The sequence below is a fragment of the Variovorax sp. YR634 genome (assembly GCF_900106655.1).
Classification (GTDB): Bacteria; Pseudomonadota; Gammaproteobacteria; order Burkholderiales; family Burkholderiaceae_C; genus Variovorax.
Genome location: NZ_FNOL01000001.1, coordinates 843399 through 861152, shown reverse-complemented (window position 1 = coordinate 861152; position 17754 = coordinate 843399). Strand labels below are relative to the sequence as shown.

Annotated in this window: 12 protein-coding genes and 1 other RNA gene; 4 read left to right on the top strand and 9 right to left on the bottom strand. The window is 60.2% G+C overall.

Annotation, left to right across the window (positions count from 1 at the left end; genetic code table 11):
• Nucleotides 1–90: 90 nt before the first annotated feature.
• The 9 genes from BLV60_RS04000 to ompA form a co-directional block, all read right to left on the bottom strand.
• Nucleotides 91–1533, bottom strand: coding sequence for a DNA cytosine methyltransferase (locus BLV60_RS04000; protein ID WP_176928702.1), 1443 nt, complete (start codon nucleotides 1531–1533; stop codon nucleotides 91–93).
• A 516-nt stretch (nucleotides 1534–2049) separates the two neighbouring features.
• Nucleotides 2050–3141 (bottom strand): DUF3644 domain-containing protein, encoded by a 1092-nt coding sequence (locus tag BLV60_RS03995; RefSeq protein WP_093050137.1) that lies wholly within the window; start codon nucleotides 3139–3141, stop codon nucleotides 2050–2052.
• Nucleotides 3142–3187: 46 nt separating this feature from the next.
• Nucleotides 3188–5890, bottom strand: coding sequence for a DEAD/DEAH box helicase (locus BLV60_RS03990; RefSeq protein ID WP_093050425.1), 2703 nt, complete (start codon nucleotides 5888–5890; stop codon nucleotides 3188–3190).
• A 20-nt stretch (nucleotides 5891–5910) separates the two neighbouring features.
• Nucleotides 5911–7533 carry a site-specific DNA-methyltransferase gene (locus BLV60_RS03985; RefSeq protein ID WP_093050134.1) on the bottom strand — a complete coding sequence of 541 codons (1623 nt, stop codon included), beginning with the start codon at nucleotides 7531–7533 and terminating at the stop codon, nucleotides 5911–5913.
• Nucleotides 7534–7654: 121 nt separating this feature from the next.
• Nucleotides 7655–9349 (bottom strand): site-specific integrase, encoded by a 1695-nt coding sequence (locus BLV60_RS03980; protein ID WP_093050131.1) that lies wholly within the window; start codon nucleotides 9347–9349, stop codon nucleotides 7655–7657.
• Nucleotides 9350–9426: 77 nt separating this feature from the next.
• Nucleotides 9427–9811: a transfer-messenger RNA gene (gene ssrA, locus BLV60_RS03975) on the bottom strand.
• A gap of 12 nt (nucleotides 9812–9823) precedes the next feature.
• Nucleotides 9824–10492: an HAD family hydrolase gene (locus tag BLV60_RS03970; protein WP_176928701.1), complete on the bottom strand. Its 669-nt coding sequence runs from the start codon at nucleotides 10490–10492 to the stop codon at nucleotides 9824–9826.
• A complete protein-coding gene (gene ubiG / locus BLV60_RS03965) occupies nucleotides 10489–11223 on the bottom strand; it encodes a bifunctional 2-polyprenyl-6-hydroxyphenol methylase/3-demethylubiquinol 3-O-methyltransferase UbiG (RefSeq protein WP_093050125.1) in 735 nt (244 codons plus the stop codon). Before ubiG ends, BLV60_RS03970 begins: the two co-directional genes overlap by 4 nt.
• 128 nt (nucleotides 11224–11351) lie before the next feature.
• Entirely contained in the window at nucleotides 11352–12002 is a 651-nt protein-coding gene (gene ompA / locus BLV60_RS03960) for an outer membrane protein OmpA (RefSeq protein ID WP_093050122.1), read from the bottom strand.
• Between the two features lie 224 nt (nucleotides 12003–12226).
• On the opposite strand from ompA, the gene gyrA reads away from it, so the two are divergent.
• The 4 genes from gyrA (at nucleotide 12227) to pheA (ending at nucleotide 17746) form a co-directional block, all read left to right on the top strand.
• Nucleotides 12227–14872, top strand: coding sequence for a DNA gyrase subunit A (gene gyrA / locus BLV60_RS03955; protein ID WP_093050119.1), 2646 nt, complete (start codon nucleotides 12227–12229; stop codon nucleotides 14870–14872).
• Complete coding sequence (locus BLV60_RS03950; protein WP_093050116.1) at nucleotides 14869–15459, top strand: DUF2059 domain-containing protein; 591 nt, start codon at nucleotides 14869–14871, stop codon at nucleotides 15457–15459. The genes gyrA and BLV60_RS03950 overlap by 4 nt, the downstream gene beginning before the upstream one ends.
• Nucleotides 15460–15529: 70 nt before the next feature.
• Nucleotides 15530–16597 (top strand): 3-phosphoserine/phosphohydroxythreonine transaminase, encoded by a 1068-nt coding sequence (serC, locus tag BLV60_RS03945; protein WP_256328841.1) that lies wholly within the window; start codon nucleotides 15530–15532, stop codon nucleotides 16595–16597.
• Between the two features lie 24 nt (nucleotides 16598–16621).
• On the top strand, nucleotides 16622–17746 hold the full coding sequence (gene pheA / locus BLV60_RS03940; protein ID WP_093050110.1) for a prephenate dehydratase: 1125 nt from the start codon (nucleotides 16622–16624) through the stop codon (nucleotides 17744–17746).
• Nucleotides 17747–17754: the final 8 nt, after the last annotated feature.

Genomic DNA, 17754 nt, shown 5'->3' with positions numbered 1-17754 from the left:
CCGTAATACGGGCGTGAAGACGTCCGGGTTGCGCCGCCCTGAAAACGCAATCCGGTTGGCAGGTGCGGATGCACCCACCGGGATCTGTTTTCAGGGGCGACGGCCCAAGATGACACCGAGCTGGCGTGCCAGCTCGCGGGCCACCGGCACAGCGACAGCATTGCCTGCGTGTTTGAGGGCGTGGCCGGTGGTGTTGTGGTGTGCCGCCCATTCCGGCATACCCTGCATGCGGTAGGCCTCACGGGGTGTCAGGCCACGGGCATGGCCGTTGACCAGAAACGCCCCTGTCCGGCTCGCGCGACCGCCCCCCGAAGCGGTGAGGCTCGGACCTAAGCCTTTGGGGTCGTAGACGCGATAGCCCTGGCAGTCGCGCACCTGCTGGGTGTCGACGGTTTTGAGCAAGCCCACCTCGGCCAGCGTGGTGCGACGTTTGGTCGGCACCGTGCGGTGCAACACGATCTGGCTTTGGTCGATGGTGTGCGTGATGCCGGGTTCGAGGATGTCCGCAACCACAGCAGTTGGCTCTTGCTCGGTAGGGAACACGTAACCCAGGATGTCGTCGGTGGCGATGTCCAGACGGATGCCCACAATGAAGGAGCGCTCGCGGCTTTGGGCCACACCGAAGCCTGCGGCATTTAGCGTGCGGTGCTGCACGCGGTAGCCACTTTGCATCAGCAGTTCGCGCACTTCGGCGGCGTCCTTGCCGCCGTCTTGCGTGAGGAACTGGCGGGCGCATTCGATGATGACCACACGGGCCTGGATTTCGCGCAAAAGGCGTTTGGTGTGGCGGTAGACCTCGGCCAGCACGGGGTCGGCAAAGCCCTTGCGTTTGCCCGCCTGTGAGAATGCCTGGCACAGCAGGCCCAGCGTCAGGATGTCGCAAGTCAGCTTAGTGCCGTCCAACGTGCACAGGTCCGCGTGCATCTTGGCGGGCTTGACGTTTTGCAGATAGATCGAGCGGGCGTCTGGGTCGATTTCGCAAGCCAACAGCACCTGAGCGCCCAGACTGGTCAGGCCCATGCCGAAGCCGCCCACGCCACCGGCACACAGGTCAATGACACGCAGGCCACGCAATGGCAGGGTTTCGTCATGCTGGCGGGTGTGGCGGATCGCATCCACAGCCCAGGCGGTAACGGCATCGACCTTGCCGCGCCACGCCTTGGTGTTCACCAGTTTGCCTAGTTGCTCGTTGATCTGGCGCAGTGCCAGATTGGTCGCGTGCTCCACGGCTTCGCTGAGGCTCTTGAACTCGGTGGCCCAGCGGTTCGGGAACGTGCCGTCAAAGGGCAGGTGCTGGCTCAGGCTACCCCACGCGGCGGCAGCAATCCAGCGACCTTTGCTAACGCAGTGCGCGCGGACCGTGATGCTGATTTCGCCCGTGGCGACATCAGGACGCACCAAAACGAATTGGGGCGACTCCACCACGCCACGGGCGTTGAAGGGGGATGGGGCGGCTGCGGCTACTGCGGCAACGGGGGATTTTTTATGGGAAAAACGGCTGCGCTCGTTGGCGCACTTGGCGATGTAGGACACGACAAACTCCCGCATGCGACAGCGCTTCACGCTGTCAAGCATCGCTAGGAATCCGTCATTTCGGCCACTCCTCCATTACCACCCGGCAATGGGATCGCCTCCGAAAGCTCCGTGCGGGTGTGCATACCCCCGGGTAACGCGGGCAAACCGGACAGGTGCACTTCCACCACTCGATGAAAGCCCCTTCGGCTACGAATAGCCGTTTGCTTCGCGGGCGGCGCAATTCCGCCAGTGTCTTAACTATCGGCCCGATTCCCCAACTTGTCGGTGTTGCATCACCTCGTTGCCGGGACGCTGAGGAGGTCTGATTCTGTTCAGACACTGAATCTCACGGGCAGGTTGAATTTTAAAATAAAGGTCAAGGTCGTGCGCGTTTTGGCACGCTTGACCCCCTTAATTTTTATTCGTCAATAAGTCATGAAAACAACACCCTGCACGGTGCGCCCATCTCCGCAACCAAGATCGTTTACGGTACGCCCCTTTGGCAGCCGCATCCCATACTGAGAAAATGCGCCATCAGCTTTTGTTCTTGACGCCTACGACTGCAACCTGTGGCTGAAACAGTCCCTCATACTCACCAGCAACTTGCATTTTCTCAATCAAGAATTTGACCCAAGCGGCTGTGTATAGATAGTCTTTGTGCGGCTCGTCATAGACGCAATACTCCTTCACGGTGTCTGCTGGCTTTTTTGAGCCACCGGCAGGTCTTACCTTGTAGCGCTTCCAGAACAGTGAATGCGTGTTCAGGTTGAACTTGTTTGTTTCTCCGGTTGGGCGCATCACCTTGGGATTGCCAAGCTCAGCTTGAACCATCGACACCACGACTGCGGGTTTGAGTAACCCACCATTCACAATGGTGCCGTCCTTCGATTTGATCATCACCGCAAACTTATCAAACTCCTGCCGTTGAGCATCTGTAAGTTTGTCGCGATGAAAGAACTGAATCGGCAAGGCATCATTGGATTGGTGATTGGCAACCTGGATCAAAAATGCCTTGAAGGCGAATTGGCTGCTCCCCATTACCTGCGTGGATATCATCCCGCGATAGTCATCAATAAACTTTTTGACATCAGCGAGTTGCTTGTTGGCTTTGACTGCTTGGGCGAACGACTCACCACTTGGAAACAATTGCAGAGAAAACGAAAGGCTCTCGCGCAGTTGTTGTGCCGGGCCGAAATGCTCTCCCAACAGTTCGTCAAAATTGAGCAGCAGAGCTTGGCATTCCCCAAAAATCGCGGTATCCAGCTCGGGAAGATGCCGATGCTCGATCTTGTTTCGCAACGGAATAAAGAACTCTACGTTGCTGCGCACAGGGTGATTAGGCTGGGCCTTCCAATACTCGGCAACGCATGTGGAAAGTTCCCAGTGCCGGAAGTCGCCATCCACTTCCTGATACTTGCCTTGCGCGTTTTTGTGATAGGGCTTAACCCCTTTCCGAATGAAGACCGCATGCATCAGCGCGGTCCAGGCAATGACCATCAATGCGATGTAGCCCGAACTCCGAAACTTGACGGCTGGCTTGTTGTAGACCTCAATCGCTAGGAGCGCAGAATCTCGCGCCTTATCCAAATAGGGGCGCAATAACCGTCCGATACGCTTGTTGGACATTTCGACCTCCCAGTCGTATTGATGACTTCAATAGCCCGCCTGCAAACTACGCCAGTTTGTGATCGAGCTGCCGAAACACGTCGCGGCCCACTTCGTCGCGCTCGACAGCAAACAGAAACAGGCAACGCCCATCACTGGATTGCTCCCATTGATGCCCAACCTGCTGCTTCTCGCGCGAATCGTCGTTGGTCTTGTAGGGTTCGCCCTTGTATTCCACAGCCAGCACACGGCCGTCGGTCAGCTCGGCCACAAAGTCGGGATAAAAGTAATCCGTAGCGGTTGGCAGCCAGAACGAGAATTTTTCCTGCCGCTCGATATTGCGCACCCACTGCTTGACCTTAGGGTGAGCGTCAATGGCCTGCGCACAGCGGAACTCTTCTGCGACTTGCCCCGCCTGCGTCTTTTCGCGCAAGTCATGAATCACCGGGTAGAAGTGCTTTGAAAACTCATAGCTGCCCTGATACAACTGGCGCGCCGGGTATTGGCCCGGCTGGTAATGGAAGCTGAAATGCGCCAACTCCGCGACGCCCGGCACTGCCATGTCCATCAGTCGGCCTTGAAAACCTCGGGCCATGGCCACGCCGCGCACTCGGCCAATTTCCTTGTCTAAGGCCTGCGCCAATTGGAAGCGAGCGCGAACCAATGAAGTCAGGGTGAAACCGCGCTCGGCGGTAAGGTGGGTCACTATCTTGACCAAATATGCCTGCATCTGCGCCTGCCCGATGTCGCTCTGACGCACCTCGACATCGAGCCACCGAACCAGGTCTTGCTGGCTGGTGTGGCTGATGGTTTCATTCAGCAAAAGCTGCTGCGCGTCAATGTGGCGCCACTTCACTTTTTCCCCGTTCACGTCAATCTCGAAGGAATTGACGGTCTCGGTGATGCCGAACCCGGCAAGCTGCACCGGCTGGTCGAGCAGACTCCAATCTCCCAAGCTGGACAGCGTTTCCCGCTCCACCACTTCAAGGTGGCCGTCCAAGCTCAGACAGAGTTGGGGAATGGCGGCAAAGTCCAATCCTAACTGCGCCGGGGCACGCGTAGCTTGTCGTACTGCCCGATGGGCGTCGAACTGCTCCTTGACCTTGTCGCGGGCCTTGACGGGCATGGCGTTGCTGATGAACGCCTCGGCTTGCGCCAGCATCTCGCTGCTAACCTCACCGTTAAGCAGGACTGTTACACCCTGCGTGGTTTGCATGACTCGAACGGCCTGCTTCAATTCCTCGGGCCAGTGCTGCGTATCAGGTGCCTGTGGCAGCTCGATGTGGCAATCTGGAAAAGCAGGCGTGGCCGCGCCACCCGCACGGCCTGCGGCGGGTGCACCGCCCGCGCCACCAACCAACGGCAGCGCCTGCTGAGGGATGATCAGCGAAGCAGTTTCCAGTCTCTCGAAACCCATGTTCTGCACCATGCGGTCTTTGAGGGTTGCGGCTGCCTGCGCGAAGTTGTCGGCCACGATGTGGGCATAGGCTCGGTTTAGCGCATCCTGCGTCCGGTTTTTGGCATACGGCATGCGCAACACCCGGCCTAACAACTGTTCCACGTCCTTAGACGAGTTGACCGATTGCAGGCTGGCCAGCACGTAGGCGAATGAACAATCCCAGCCCTCTTTCAAAGCCTCCACGGTGATGACATAGCGGATGGGGCATGCGGGGTCAAACAGGTTGATGCCGTCCAGTTCTTTCTGGGTGCCTGTCGCCACGGCGATCTGTTCCTCGGGGACGCGCTCCTGCTCGATCAGGTGTTGGCGCACCACAGCCACAGTTGCCTCTCCATTGATCGGCATGGCCTGCACCAAGGCAATTGGCCGAAGGTAATCAGGCTCTCGCTGCGCAGTCAGTTCCAAACGGTCACGGGTCAGCACGGCATCTCGCAGGCACTCGCGCCAGCCCTGCGGATGCTCGGCCAGCACGATGGGCAGCTTGATCATCTGCTCTGCTTTCAGCTCGGCGGCGGCGACGTGATACAGCACGTTGTTACCCGGCACCGGGGTGGCAGTCATCTCGATGACGCAGCTCGGATTGACCCGCCCCAGCGACTTGAAAAAGCGATCCGTGCGGTTGTTGTGGGCTTCGTCCACTATGACGATAGGCTGTTGCAAGTGCATCCAGTTGGCGACTGAATACTTCACGCGACCCACGTCCTTTGCCGTCAGATAAGGCTGAGTCAGCAAGTCGGTCTCGGTCACCTTCTCCAAGCCAGCGGTGAGGTGCGGCGGCAGGTTGTCGAAGTGGGGCGCCAGCTCCTCGAAAAACGAATACACGTTGCGCTTAGCGGTGTCGGTCACGTTGAACGACTGGATGGTGGCAACGATGACGATGGCAGCCTTGCCAACGTCGTGCGGACTGATGGTTTGCAGACTTTCCAGGTCGCACACCTGCACCCGGTCGCCAAAGTATTGGGCCAGTGCCTGCCGGTAGGGGTGGCGTGCATCGGCCAGTGCTTCGAGGGTCTGGGTGCGGATGGTGTCCGAGGGCGTGAGCCACAAGGCAATGGGCGCATCGCTGTCCAGCACTGCCTTGCCCGCCATAGCCACGGCGTGCGCCGCCATGATGGTCTTGCCGCCCCCGGTGGGCACGCGCAGGCACACGCATGGAACGTCGCCAAACAGCGCTTGGTAGGTCTCGCCCGCGCGGTCCTGGCCTGCGAGGATCGTGGCGTATGCATCCGGCACGGGCTTGCTACGGGTGTCGGTCAGGAACTGGGTGAGCACCGCGAGGGCACTCTGTTGGTAGGTTTTGAGGGTCAGCATGGTTCTAGTTTTCTTGCTGGTCAACGCATCTTCACGTCGTAGGGAATCTGCTTGAAGGTGATGCCTTCGGCGGCAAGGCGCGATGCACCCAGCCGCGACATTTCGCCATAGACCACCTTCGGCCCGGAATGGGGGAATATCTCGTTGATGGCTTGCAGCACGGCATGCGTCAGGACGTTGCCACCTGCCGGTCGGCGGTCGCCCAAGATACCGTTGTAAAGCAGGTAAAAGGCCGTGCCGTTGTTGACACCCAGCAGCGGCTTGTCGAACACCTGATGACCAGGTTCACCAGTCTCAAAGTGCCATACATACGCGGCCAGTGTGGCGAACTGCACTGTGGCGCTGATGCGGCCCTGTTCGTCAAAGGCTGGCTCGCCCAAAGTACAAAAACGGAAACCGCCACCGCCGCTCCACTCGACTTCCGCACCCACACCAGTTCTGTCGCCTGAAATGACGGTCATAAGACGTGGGATGCAATGGGTGCGCGCCTGCTCACCTTGCTCAATGCCGATGTATCCACGCCCGGTCTTGTGGGCCACCGCTGCTGTTGAGCCAGACCCCAAGAACGAGTCCATCACAAGGTCACCCGGTTTTGAGAACAAGTCCAGCATCTTCTTGACATAGGCCTCAGGCTTTTTGCCTGATCGAAAATCGACCCCCCCTTCGTTGCGACAATTTCCGAACTGTGGCGAGAAATCGTAAAAATTCTCTATGGGTATCTCTGCTTCTTGGACATCCAAGCTGCGCTTCTCCATCGGGACACCCTGAAAATACTTGCCCTTGGTCGCTGAGGCCTTCTTTGGTCCGGTCAGATACCGGTAACCCAGCCCGTCGTCACCGATGTCTGCCACCTTGTAGAGGGCACCTGCGCCATCCGCCTCAAATCGACCGGCCAAGTAATCTCGAAAAAATCTTCCCGATGAATTCCCATCAAGAATTGAGCCCGTTGCCCATATCTCCTTCAAACCATCGACATGGCCTGCGACTTTCTTGATTTCATACTCGCCCGGTCGAAAAATCGTGACGGCCTTACCGCCAAGGACGGTCTCGCGGCCCTGCGCCAATTCTGTGATGTCAAAATTGAATTTTTCAAAGCCCTCTGTCTGAATAGACGGTTTATAGGGCTTGGCGCCCCAAGAATGCCGATAGACCAGCGCCTGTTCAATTTGTTTGTGATACGCCATGTCAGATTTCAACGTCTTAGACGTATATCTCACTTGGACGTAAATTGAGGTTTGGTAATTTGAACGACCAAAAACCTCATCCATCAAGACCTTGGCGTAATGGCTCTCCGCATCGTCGATGTGGAAGATGATGAAGCCGTCCTTACTCAAAAGCTCTCTAAGCAAGACCAGCCGTGGATACATCATCGACAGCCATTGGCTATGTTCCAGCTTGTCGTCGTAGTGCTCAAACGCGCTTTGGGTGTTGTAGGGCGGGTCAATGAAAATGCACTTGACCCGGCCCGCATAGAACGGAATCAGGGCTTTGAGCGCCAGCAGGTTGTCGCCCTGAATCAGCAGGTTATCGGCATTGGCTCCGCTCACGTCCCCGTGGATGGACTCCTGTTTGAGCAAGTGATAAGGCACCTCCCGGGTGGTCTCCTTTGCTTGGTTCTTATTCACCCAGTCTAAAAATGGCATTTCTTGGTCTTTTCTATCTTCGCGCGGGTCGCTGGCACGTGGCCAGCCAGCCCACAAAATAAACTAATACGGTGTACAAGAGCATCAAAGCTGCAATGCAGTGCTATGAAAACAGTCATTGTCAGCCACCGCTGGGACGTGCTACCCGTTTCCTGGTTGCCTTGATGCTAAAAGGCTTTGGTCCACCTTCTTGGATTTTGCTGGCCAGCGGCACAATTTTTTTCTCGGCACCGCGGCGAACCTTGGCATGGCTGTCCTTGATCGCTTCGCTGGCGTTTGACATTGACCTCAGTCGCTCCTTCGTGGCTTGCAACTCTTTGGTGAACGTGCCCGGCGTGTAAGCCGGCAATGTGAGGGTCGGCAGCGGGATGTCATTCAGAATGGCCAACTTGGTCTCCCAAAAAAGTTCTTTGGCATAGCTGAGGTTGAACACCCCTTCCCGCTTGTGACCGGTCAGGTCAAAGATGCGAGCTTGATCATATTGGGTCAGGTTGTTCGCCTGATTGCAGAAGTAGTGCCGAAAGCTGTGGAACACCTTTAAGGGGTCTGTGATCTTGACCTTGTCGCGCAGGTAAGGGCTGAACATGTCAGAAACGGTATCGCCATAACCGGCTGCCTTCGTCCAACGCAGAGACGGAAATACCCGCTCAAAGCCCAAGGCACGAACATCGTTGAGGTAGTCGATAAAACCCAAGTCGATAAGCCGGTGGTGAATGGGGATCGAGCGATTGCTATATTTAGTTTTAAGGCGCTGGTCAGTCCTGCCCGGACCAATGCGGATCATGATGCGCCAGCGCTCCGGATGCAGAGGATCATCGTTCACGATGTCGTCTAGGTAGAGCTGGGCGATTTCGTTGCATCGGGCGCCGGTATATAGGGCCATCAACGGCGGCCAGAAAGAATGCGGGAGTGTGCGCGACTGATAGTTTGTCGGGTCAAAGATGACCGCTAACTCCTCTTTGGAGAATCCCAACCGCACGGGAACATCCGGGTTGACGCTCACTTCCTTCTTTGCTCGCGCTGCAACTGGCGAGGGCTGTCCCATGTAGCGCCGCTCGTAACAGAACTTGAAGAACGAGGCCAGACGCTGGAAGTGTCCTTTAATGGTGGTGTCGCCGATGGTCTTTACGCCACCTAAAAGCTCCACGTCATTGGCGATCTGGGCAAAGTTTCTACCGACCCAACGCTCCCGATGAGCCTTGACCTTATCGGGGTTCAGTGGCAAAAATTTGATACGAGACTCAAAATAATCGATTGCATCTGCATCGTAGTCATCCGGGGCATGGTCGCCACAAATATCAACCAACATTTGCAACACCCGCTTGGTAGCTGCCTGATATTTGTCATGCGTGTCGCTGAGGTGTTCGCAATACTGCTTGGCTCTCTCGGACACCAGCACACCATAGGCAGGAAACATCCGATAGGGTCCGGACGCGGGTGTGGGTGCGGCAGCACTGGCATGCTTAACCACCGATTCCAACTCATCCTCAGTATCGACTTCCAGCCCTTCGATGACAGCGCCATTTGGCAAGGTCATCTTGCCCATACGAATGAGGTCGCGCGTGCCCCCGGACTGGATCGCCTTGATGATGTCTTCGACCTTCGGTTCTGGCATTGCAAGCTCCCTGCGCAACTGACGATACAAGTCGCCTATGGCCAGAGCATAACGGGCGGCCAACAGGCGGGCGTGATCCCTGTCCCTGCTGCCAAGTGAACGAACCAGAAAGCGCTGCCCGATATGGGTGCGTAAGTCAGCCGGGACAAAGACCCGACAGTAAAGTCCGCTGGTGCGGGCTATGAGCCAAGGAGCTGGCATCGTGATACCTCACGTGATACCCCTTGGCACCTGTCATTTCATGTTTTTACCATGAAAATCAACAGGTTATAGCAATATGGTGGAGCTGGGGGGATTTGAACCCCCGTCCGCAAGCCTTCATCGCGCAGTTCTACATGTTTAGTGATCTGATTTAAGTCTCGCTTCCGGAGTCGCGCAGTCACACGCTAAACCGGACGCCAGCACCCTATTTTCTCGCCCCGACCCAAGGTACCCGGATCGGAGCCAGCCCATGTAATTATCCTTGCAGCCGGGAGGTCAGGATTGCTCCAGACCCCCTTGCCCAGCCCATCGGCCAACTGTTGCAAGGCTCACTGGCAATTAAGCAGCGAGTGCGAAACGTTCGTCGTTTGCAGTTAGTTTGTTTGAATCTGTTTTACGAGCGCATTCAGCTCGACATGCCCCGCTGCGACTCCGAACCCACGTCGAAACCAGTGCAGCCCCAAGCAACCCATTTTAGGCGCTATTGAGTAACTTCAAGAGCTCAAGGGGCGAAGAGATTGAAGCATCGGCCTGCCAGAGTGCCGAATCGGCCTGTGTCCCCATGTAGCCGTAGGTGGCTGCGACCGTGCGCATGCCTGCAGCGCGGCCCGCGATGATGTCGCGCTCGTCGTCGCCGACATAGATGCATGCCCGCGATGCCACGCCAAGCCGGCGCGCAGCTTCATGCAAGGGCTCGGGATGCGGCTTGGCAAACGGCGTGGTGTCGCCGCTCACAACCGCGCCCGCACTCGCGAAAAGCGGAATGGCGCGCGTCAGCGGATCGGTGAAGCGCATCGACTTGTTGGTGACGACACCCCACAAGAGGCCGCGCTCGCGCAGCGCCTCGATGAGCGCTTGGACGCCATCGAACACCTGCGTGTTGAGCAGCATGCGGCGCTCGTAGGTCACGAAGAACTCTTCGCGCAGCTCAGGAAACTCCGGCGATTCTGGCGTGATGCCGAACGCCACGCCGAGCATGCCGCGCGCGCCCGCACCAGCCATGGGACGGTAACGCTCCAGCGGGTACGAATCGAGGCCGCGATCAGTGCGCATCTTGTCGGCTGCGGCGCCCAGATCGGGCGCGCTGTCAATCAGCGTGCCGTCGAGGTCGAACAGCACGGCTTTCGTCTCGATGCCCATCATCCTTGCGATTCCGATTTCAGTTCGGCCGGCTTCTGCGTGGCGAACATATAGTTGACGCTGGTGTCGCCGCTGAGCCAGTAGCGCCGGGTCAGGGGGTTGTGTTCCATGCCGCGGGTGTGCCGCAGGTCAAGGCCCGCCGCGCGACAGTAGCCGGCCAGTTCGCTCGGACGGATCAGCTTCGCATATTCATGGGTCCCGCGCGGCAGCATGCCGAGGACATACTCGGCGCCCACGATCGCCAGCATGAAGGACTTCAGGCTGCGGTTGATCGTCGAGAAGAACACCCAACCACCCGGCTTGACCAGCGTGGCACAGGCCTGGATCACCGAGGCCGGCTGCGGCACGTGCTCAAGCATCTCCATGCAGGTGACGACGTCGAAGCTGCCCGGCTGCTCAGCTGCCAGCGCCTCTGCGCTGATCTCACGGTACTTCACGCCGCGGGTGCCGGCCTCGAGCGCATGCAGCTGCGCAACCTTGAGCGCCTTGCCCGCGAGGTCGATACCCAGCACGTCGGCCCCCTTGCGCGCCATCGAATCGGCCAGGATGCCGCCGCCGCAGCCGATATCGAGCACGCGGCGCTGCGAAATAGGTGCAATACCGTCAATCCATTCCAGGCGCAATGGATTGATTTCATGCAGCGGGCGGAATTCGCTTTCCAAATCCCACCAGCGATGCGCGAGCTCTGAAAACTTGGCCAGTTCGGCCGGATCCGCATTCACGTTTTCTGTCATACAGCGATTATGAAACGAGCAATGTCCAATAAACACCGCGCGGGCTTTGCCAAAGATCAATCACGAATTCGACAGCCATAAAAAAACCCCGCCGAGGCGGGGTTTTCATGATCGATGGAATCGATTGATTAGTTGGCGCGGGTGCCGACCACTTCGATTTCCACGCGACGGTTCTTGGCGCGGCCTTCCTTGGTGCGGTTGTCAGCCACAGGCTGCTTCTCGCCCTTGCCTTCGGTGTAGACGCGGTTGCGTTCGATGCCCTTCGAGACCAGGAAGGCCTTGACGGCTTCGGCGCGACGCACCGACAGACGCTGGTTGTAGGCGTCCGTACCGATCGAGTCGGTGTGGCCCACAGCGATGATGACTTCGAGGTTGACGCCACGGATCTTCTCGACCAGATCGGTCAGCTTGGCGCGACCTTCAGGCTTCAGAACCGACTTGTCGAAGTCGAAGAATGCGTCGGCAGCGAAGGTCACCTTGTTGGCAGCGACTTGCGGGGCAGCCGGGGCAGCCGGGGCAGCAGCAGCCGGAGCAGCAGCAGCCGGAGCAGCAGGAACCAGAGCACCGTCGCAACCAGCGGCAGCCGTAGCCGGCGTCCAGTTGGCATCGCGCCAGCACAGTTCATTCGTGCCGTTCTTCCAGACCAGTTCGCCGGTGCCGTTTTGCCAGTTGTCGATCGTAGGACCGCCGTCCGCAGCGGTGACACGGGTCTGCGCGCCGGCGGCAGTGGCGAGCGCAGCGACTGCAAACATCATCGCCACTTTATTCAGTTTCTTCATGGTTCTCCTCTTGGGGAAAAAGCCGCAGCCGCGCTGCGAATCAAGGACGCTTTAAGTGACCACCACCCAAAACGTTGAGGCGATTGTGCCATAGGGTCTTTGGCAAACAGGCCGCTGGACGGCCCCGAAGCGTAGGACGGAGGCGGAATAGGCGCCTTGTGTTGCGGCGGTGCGACACCCCTCACAGCGTAAAATTTCGCCTTCCTGCCGCCAGCCCCTCGCTCATGACCTCCTTCGCAAAAGAAACCCTGCCCATCAGTCTCGAAGAGGAAATGCGCAGCAGCTATCTCGACTACGCCATGAGCGTGATCGTGGGCCGAGCGCTTCCCGATGCCCGCGACGGCCTCAAGCCTGTGCACCGCCGCGTGCTGTACGCGATGCACGAGCTCAACAACGACTGGAACCGGCCATACAAGAAGTCGGCCCGTATCGTCGGCGACGTGATCGGTAAGTACCACCCGCACGGAGACCAGTCGGTCTACGACACCATCGTGCGCCTGGCCCAGGACTTCTCGATGCGCCATATGCTGGTCGACGGCCAGGGCAACTTCGGGTCGGTCGATGGAGACAACGCGGCCGCAATGCGGTATACGGAAATCCGGCTGGCCAAAATTGCACACGAAATGCTGGCCGATATCGACAAGGAAACTGTCGACTTTCAGGACAATTACGACGGCTCCGAAAAAGAGCCGAAAGTGCTGCCAAGCCAGCTCCCGAATTTGCTGGTCAATGGCTCCGGCGGTATTGCGGTCGGCATGGCCACCAATATTCCGCCGCACAACCTGAATGAGGTTGTCGACGCCTGCCTGCACCTGCTGCGCAACCCCGAAGCCAGCATCGACGAGCTGATGGAAATCGTGCCCGCGCCCGACTTCCCCACCGCCGGCATCATCTACGGCATCAACGGCGTGAAGGACGGCTACCGCACCGGCCGCGGCAAGGTCGTGATGCGCGCCAAGTGCCACTTCGAGGACATCGACCGCGGCCAACGCCAGGCGATCATCGTCGACGAGCTTCCCTACCAGGTCAACAAGAAGACGCTGCAGGAGCGCATGGCCGAGCTGGTGCACGAGAAGAAGATCGAAGGCATCAGCCATATCCAGGACGAGTCCGACAAGTCGGGCATGCGCCTGGTGATCGAGCTCAAGCGCGGCGAAGTGCCCGAGGTGGTGCTCAACAACCTCTACAAGCAGACGCAGCTGCAGGACACCTTCGGCATCAACATGGTGGCGCTGGTCGATGGCCAGCCCAAGCTGTGCAACCTGAAGGACCTGATCCAGGTCTTCCTGCAGCACCGCCGCGAAGTGGTCACGCGCCGCACCGTCTTCACGCTGCGCAAGGCCCGCGAGCGCGGCCACGTGCTCGAAGGCCTCGCAGTGGCGCTGGCCAACATCGACGAGTTCATCCGCATCATCCGCGAATCGCCGACGCCGCCTGTCGCCAAGGCCGAGCTGATGACCCGCAGCTGGGACAGCAAGCTGGTGCGCGAAATGCTCACGCGCACGCGCGCCGACGGCGGCGTGATCAACGCCGACGACTACCGCCCCGAAGGCCTCGAGCGCAATTTCGGCATGGGCGGCGACGGCCTCTATCGCCTGTCGGAAACGCAAGCCCAGGAAATCCTGCAGATGCGCCTGCAGCGCCTGACCGGCCTCGAGCAGGACAAGATCGTGGCCGAGTACAAGGACGTGATGGCCGAGATCGACGACCTGCTCGACATCCTGGCCAAGCCCGAGCGCGTCTCCACCATCATTGGCGACGAGCTCGGCACCATCAAGCAGGAGTTCGGCCAGTCGAAGGTCGGCGCGCGCCGCAGCCTGGTGGAGCACAGCGCCTACGACCTATCGACCGAAGACCTGATCACGCCGACCGACATGGTGGTGACGCTCTCGCACAGCGGCTACATCAAGAGCCAGCCGCTGGGCGAATACCGCGCGCAGAAACGCGGCGGCCGCGGCAAGCAGGCTACCGCCACCAAGGACGACGACTGGATCGACCAGCTCTTCATCGCCAACACGCACGACTACATCCTGTGCTTCTCCAACCGCGGCCGGCTGTACTGGCTCAAGGTGTGGGAAGTGCCGGCGGGTTCGCGTGGCTCGCGCGGGCGCCCCATCGTCAACATGTTCCCGCTGCAGGAAGGCGAAAAGATCAACGTCGCGCTCGCGCTGACGGGTGAAAAGCGCAACTTCCCGGCCGACCAGTACGTGTTCATGGCGACCTCGATGGGCACGGTCAAGAAGACGGCGCTCGACGAGTTCAACAACCCGCGCAAGGGCGGCATCATTGCCGTGAACCTCGATGAGGGCGACTACCTGATCGGCGCGGCACTGACCGACGGCAAGCACGACGTCATGCTCTTCAGCGACGGCGGCAAGGCCGTGCGCTTCGACGAGGAAGACGTCCGCCCGCTTGGCCGCAATGCCCGCGGCGTGCGCGGCATGTCGCTCGACCCCGGACAGGGCGTGATTGCCATGCTGGTTGCCGAAGATGAGCAGCAAAGCGTGCTCACGGCCACGGAAAATGGTTACGGAAAGCGAACAAGCATTACGGAATACACCCGCCACGGCCGGGGAACCAAAGGCATGATTGCCATTCAACAGAGTGAGCGCAACGGCAAGGTCGTTGCTGCCACTCTCGTGCATGCGGATGATGAGATCATGCTCATCACCGACAAGGGCGTGCTGGTGCGCACCCGGGTTGCCGAAATTCGTGAACTTGGTCGCGCGACGCAAGGCGTTACGCTGATCGGACTCGACGAAGGCGCCAAACTCAGCGGGCTACAACGTATCGTCGAAAACGACGCGAACGGCGAAAGCGAGCCTGACGCGGACGATACTTCCTCATCTTCAACGGAGAATCCTCAGTGAAAAAAATCAAACTCGCACTTCTGACGGTCGCCCTGGCAAGCAGTTCGATGGCCGCCATGGCCCAGGACAAGGCCACGCTCATCAAGCAGTTCATCGACATCCAGCGCCCCGGTATCGAATCGCTGGCACGCGGTCTTGTCGAGCAATCGAGCGCTCCGATCGCGCAAGCGGGTTCACAATACCTGCAGACGCAAGTGCCTGAAGCCAAGCGCGAAGCTGCCGCCAAGGCTGCCGACGCCGAGCTGAAGAAATACTTCGACGAAACCTACCCCATCGTTCGCGACAAGGCCGTTCAACTGGCCCCGGGCGCCCTCACCCCGCTGATGGAGCAGAACTTCAACGAAGACGAACTCAAGCAGCTGCTGGCCTGGATCAACTCGCCCCTGAGCAAGAAGTACCAGGACCTGAACCCGAAGATGCAGACCGCACTGACGGAAAAGCTCGTGGCCGACACGCGCACCACGGTCGAACCCAAGATGCGCGCGCTCGACACCGCAGTCGCCAAGGCACTCGGCGCACCGACCGATGGCGCTGCCCAAGGCTCCGCTCCCGCCAAGGCACCTGCCAAGGCCCCAGCCAAGAAGTAAAAGCAACGTGACCCAGCAGCAGACGCCGGCCGGCAAGCGCCCCTACAACTTCTCGGCCGGTCCGGCTGCCATGCCGGAGGCGGTGCTGCAACGCGCCGCCGCCGAAATGCTCGACTGGCAGGGCAGCGGCATGAGCGTGATGGAAATGAGCCATCGCGGCAAGGAATTCGGTGCAATCTGCACCCAGGCCGAAGCCGACATCCGCACGCTGCTGGCCATTCCCTCGCACTTCCAGGTCCTGTTCATGCAGGGCGGCGGACTGGGCGAGAACGCCATCGTGCCGTTGAACCTGTCGCGCGGCAAAACCGCCGACTTCGTCATCACCGGCAGCTGGAGCAGCAAGTCGCACAAGGAAGCGCAGCGCTACTGCACAGCGCGCGTTGTCGCGAGCAATGCCGACGACCAGCACACGAAGCTGCCCGACCCTGCGACCTGGCAGCTCTCCAAGGATGCCTCGTACGTGCACGTGTGCTCGAACGAGACCATCAACGGCATCGAGTTCCAGCAGTTGCCCGATCTGGCCGCGCTCGGCAGCAACGCCCCGCTGGTCATCGATTTCTCCTCGCACGTTGCCTCGCGCAGCGTCGACTGGAGCCGCGTGGGCCTGGCCTTCGGCGGCGCACAAAAGAACCTCGGCCCTGCCGGCCTGACCATCGTGGTCGTGCGCGACGACCTGCTGGGCCACGCGCTCGAGATCTGCCCGAGCGCGTTCAACTACAAGACCGTGGCCGACAACCACTCCATGTACAACACCCCGCCGACCTGGGGCATCTACATGGCGGGGCTCACGTTCCAATGGCTGTTGCAGCAGACCGAAGGCTCGCACACCGGCGTGGCCGCCATGGAGCAGCGCAACATCGCGAAGGCAAAGCTGCTGTACGACTTCATCGACGGCTCCGACTTCTACGCCAACCGCATCGACCCGGGCTGCCGCTCGCGCATGAACGTGCCGTTCTTCCTGGCCGACGAAGGCCGCAACGAGGCCTTCCTGGCCGGCGCGCGCGAAGCCGGGCTGCTGCAGCTCAAGGGCCACAAGTCGGTCGGCGGCATGCGCGCGAGCATTTACAACGCCATGCCGTTGGCAGGGGTGCAGGCACTTGTGGCCTACATGCGAGAATTCGAGCGATCGCATGCCTAGGCGCATGCCCAGCTGCTCGCAACGATGACCGCCTCCGCACCCACACCGCCCTCTTCTCCCTCCGACAACTCCGAAAGCCTGGCCGATCTGCGCGTGCAGATCGACTCGCTCGACCAGCGACTGCTCAGCCTGCTCAACGAGCGGGCCCATGTGGCCGAGCTGGTCGGCGAGGTCAAGAAGCGCGAAGGCACCCCGTTCTTCCGCCCCGACCGCGTGGCGCAGGTCATCGACAAGATGCAGAAGAGCAATGGCGGTCCGCTCAAGGACCTCCACGTGGCGGCCATCTGGCGCGAGATCATGTCGGCCTGCCTGGCGCTCGAATCGCCGCAACGCGTGGCCGTGCTTGGCCCCGAAGGCACCTTCTGCGAGCAAGCCGCCATCGAATACTTCGGCGGCGCCGCCGACCTGATCTATTGCGCCAGCTTCGACGAGGTGTTCCACGCCACCGCCGCTGGCAGCGCCCAGTACGGCGTGGTCGGCGTCGAAAACTCGACCGAAGGCGTGGTCACACGCTCGCTCGACCTGTTCCTGCACTCGCCCACCCATGTCGTCGGCGAAGTCAGCCTGCTGGTGCGCCACCACCTCCTGCGCAGCAGCAATTCGCTCGAAGGCGTGGAGGCCGTGCTGGCCCATCCGCAAGCGCTGGCACAGTGCCAGACCTGGCTGTCCAAGCACCTGCCGAACGCCGAGCGCCGTGCCGTGTCGAGCAATGCCGAAGGCGCACGCCTCGCGGCCACCAACCCGGCCTGGGCCGCATTGGCCGGCGAACGCGCCGCCACCCGCTTCGGCCTGCACATCGTGGCGCACGCCATCCAGGACGACTCGTACAACCGCACCCGCTTCTCGGTGATCTGCCTGCCGCAGACGCTGGCCATGCCGCCGGCTTCGGGCCGCGACTGCACGAGCCTGATCGTCTCGGTGCCGAACCGGCCCGGCGCGGTGCACGACCTGCTGGTGCCGCTGAAGGCCAACAACGTATCGATGACCCGCTTCGAGTCGCGCCCCGCTCGCACCGGCCAGTGGGAGTACTACTTCTACATCGACCTCGACGGCCATCCCTCGCAGCCCAACGTGGCCGCGGCGCTGGCCGAGCTGCGCGGTCTCTGCGCGTTCTACAAGGTGCTGGGCGCCTACCCCGTCAAGGCCTGAGCGGCAGG

Bases quoted from the DNA above. Each gene is read 5' to 3' on its own strand.
- BLV60_RS03985 (WP_093050134.1), bottom strand. From the start codon at position 7,533: ATGCCATTTTTAGACTGGGTGAATAAGAACCAAGCAAAGGAGACCACC.
- BLV60_RS03995 (WP_093050137.1), bottom strand. From the start codon at position 3,141: ATGTCCAACAAGCGTATCGGACGGTTATTGCGCCCCTATTTGGATAAG.
- ubiG (WP_093050125.1), bottom strand. From the start codon at position 11,223: ATGACAGAAAACGTGAATGCGGATCCGGCCGAACTGGCCAAGTTTTCA.
- gyrA (WP_093050119.1), top strand. From the start codon at position 12,227: ATGACCTCCTTCGCAAAAGAAACCCTGCCCATCAGTCTCGAAGAGGAA.
- pheA (WP_093050110.1), top strand. From the start codon at position 16,622: ATGACCGCCTCCGCACCCACACCGCCCTCTTCTCCCTCCGACAACTCC.
- ompA (WP_093050122.1), bottom strand. From the start codon at position 12,002: ATGAAGAAACTGAATAAAGTGGCGATGATGTTTGCAGTCGCTGCGCTC.
- BLV60_RS03970 (WP_176928701.1), bottom strand. From the start codon at position 10,492: ATGATGGGCATCGAGACGAAAGCCGTGCTGTTCGACCTCGACGGCACG.
- BLV60_RS03980 (WP_093050131.1), bottom strand. From the start codon at position 9,349: ATGCCAGCTCCTTGGCTCATAGCCCGCACCAGCGGACTTTACTGTCGG.
- serC (WP_256328841.1), top strand. From the start codon at position 15,530: ATGCCGGAGGCGGTGCTGCAACGCGCCGCCGCCGAAATGCTCGACTGG.
- BLV60_RS03990 (WP_093050425.1), bottom strand. From the start codon at position 5,890: ATGCTGACCCTCAAAACCTACCAACAGAGTGCCCTCGCGGTGCTCACC.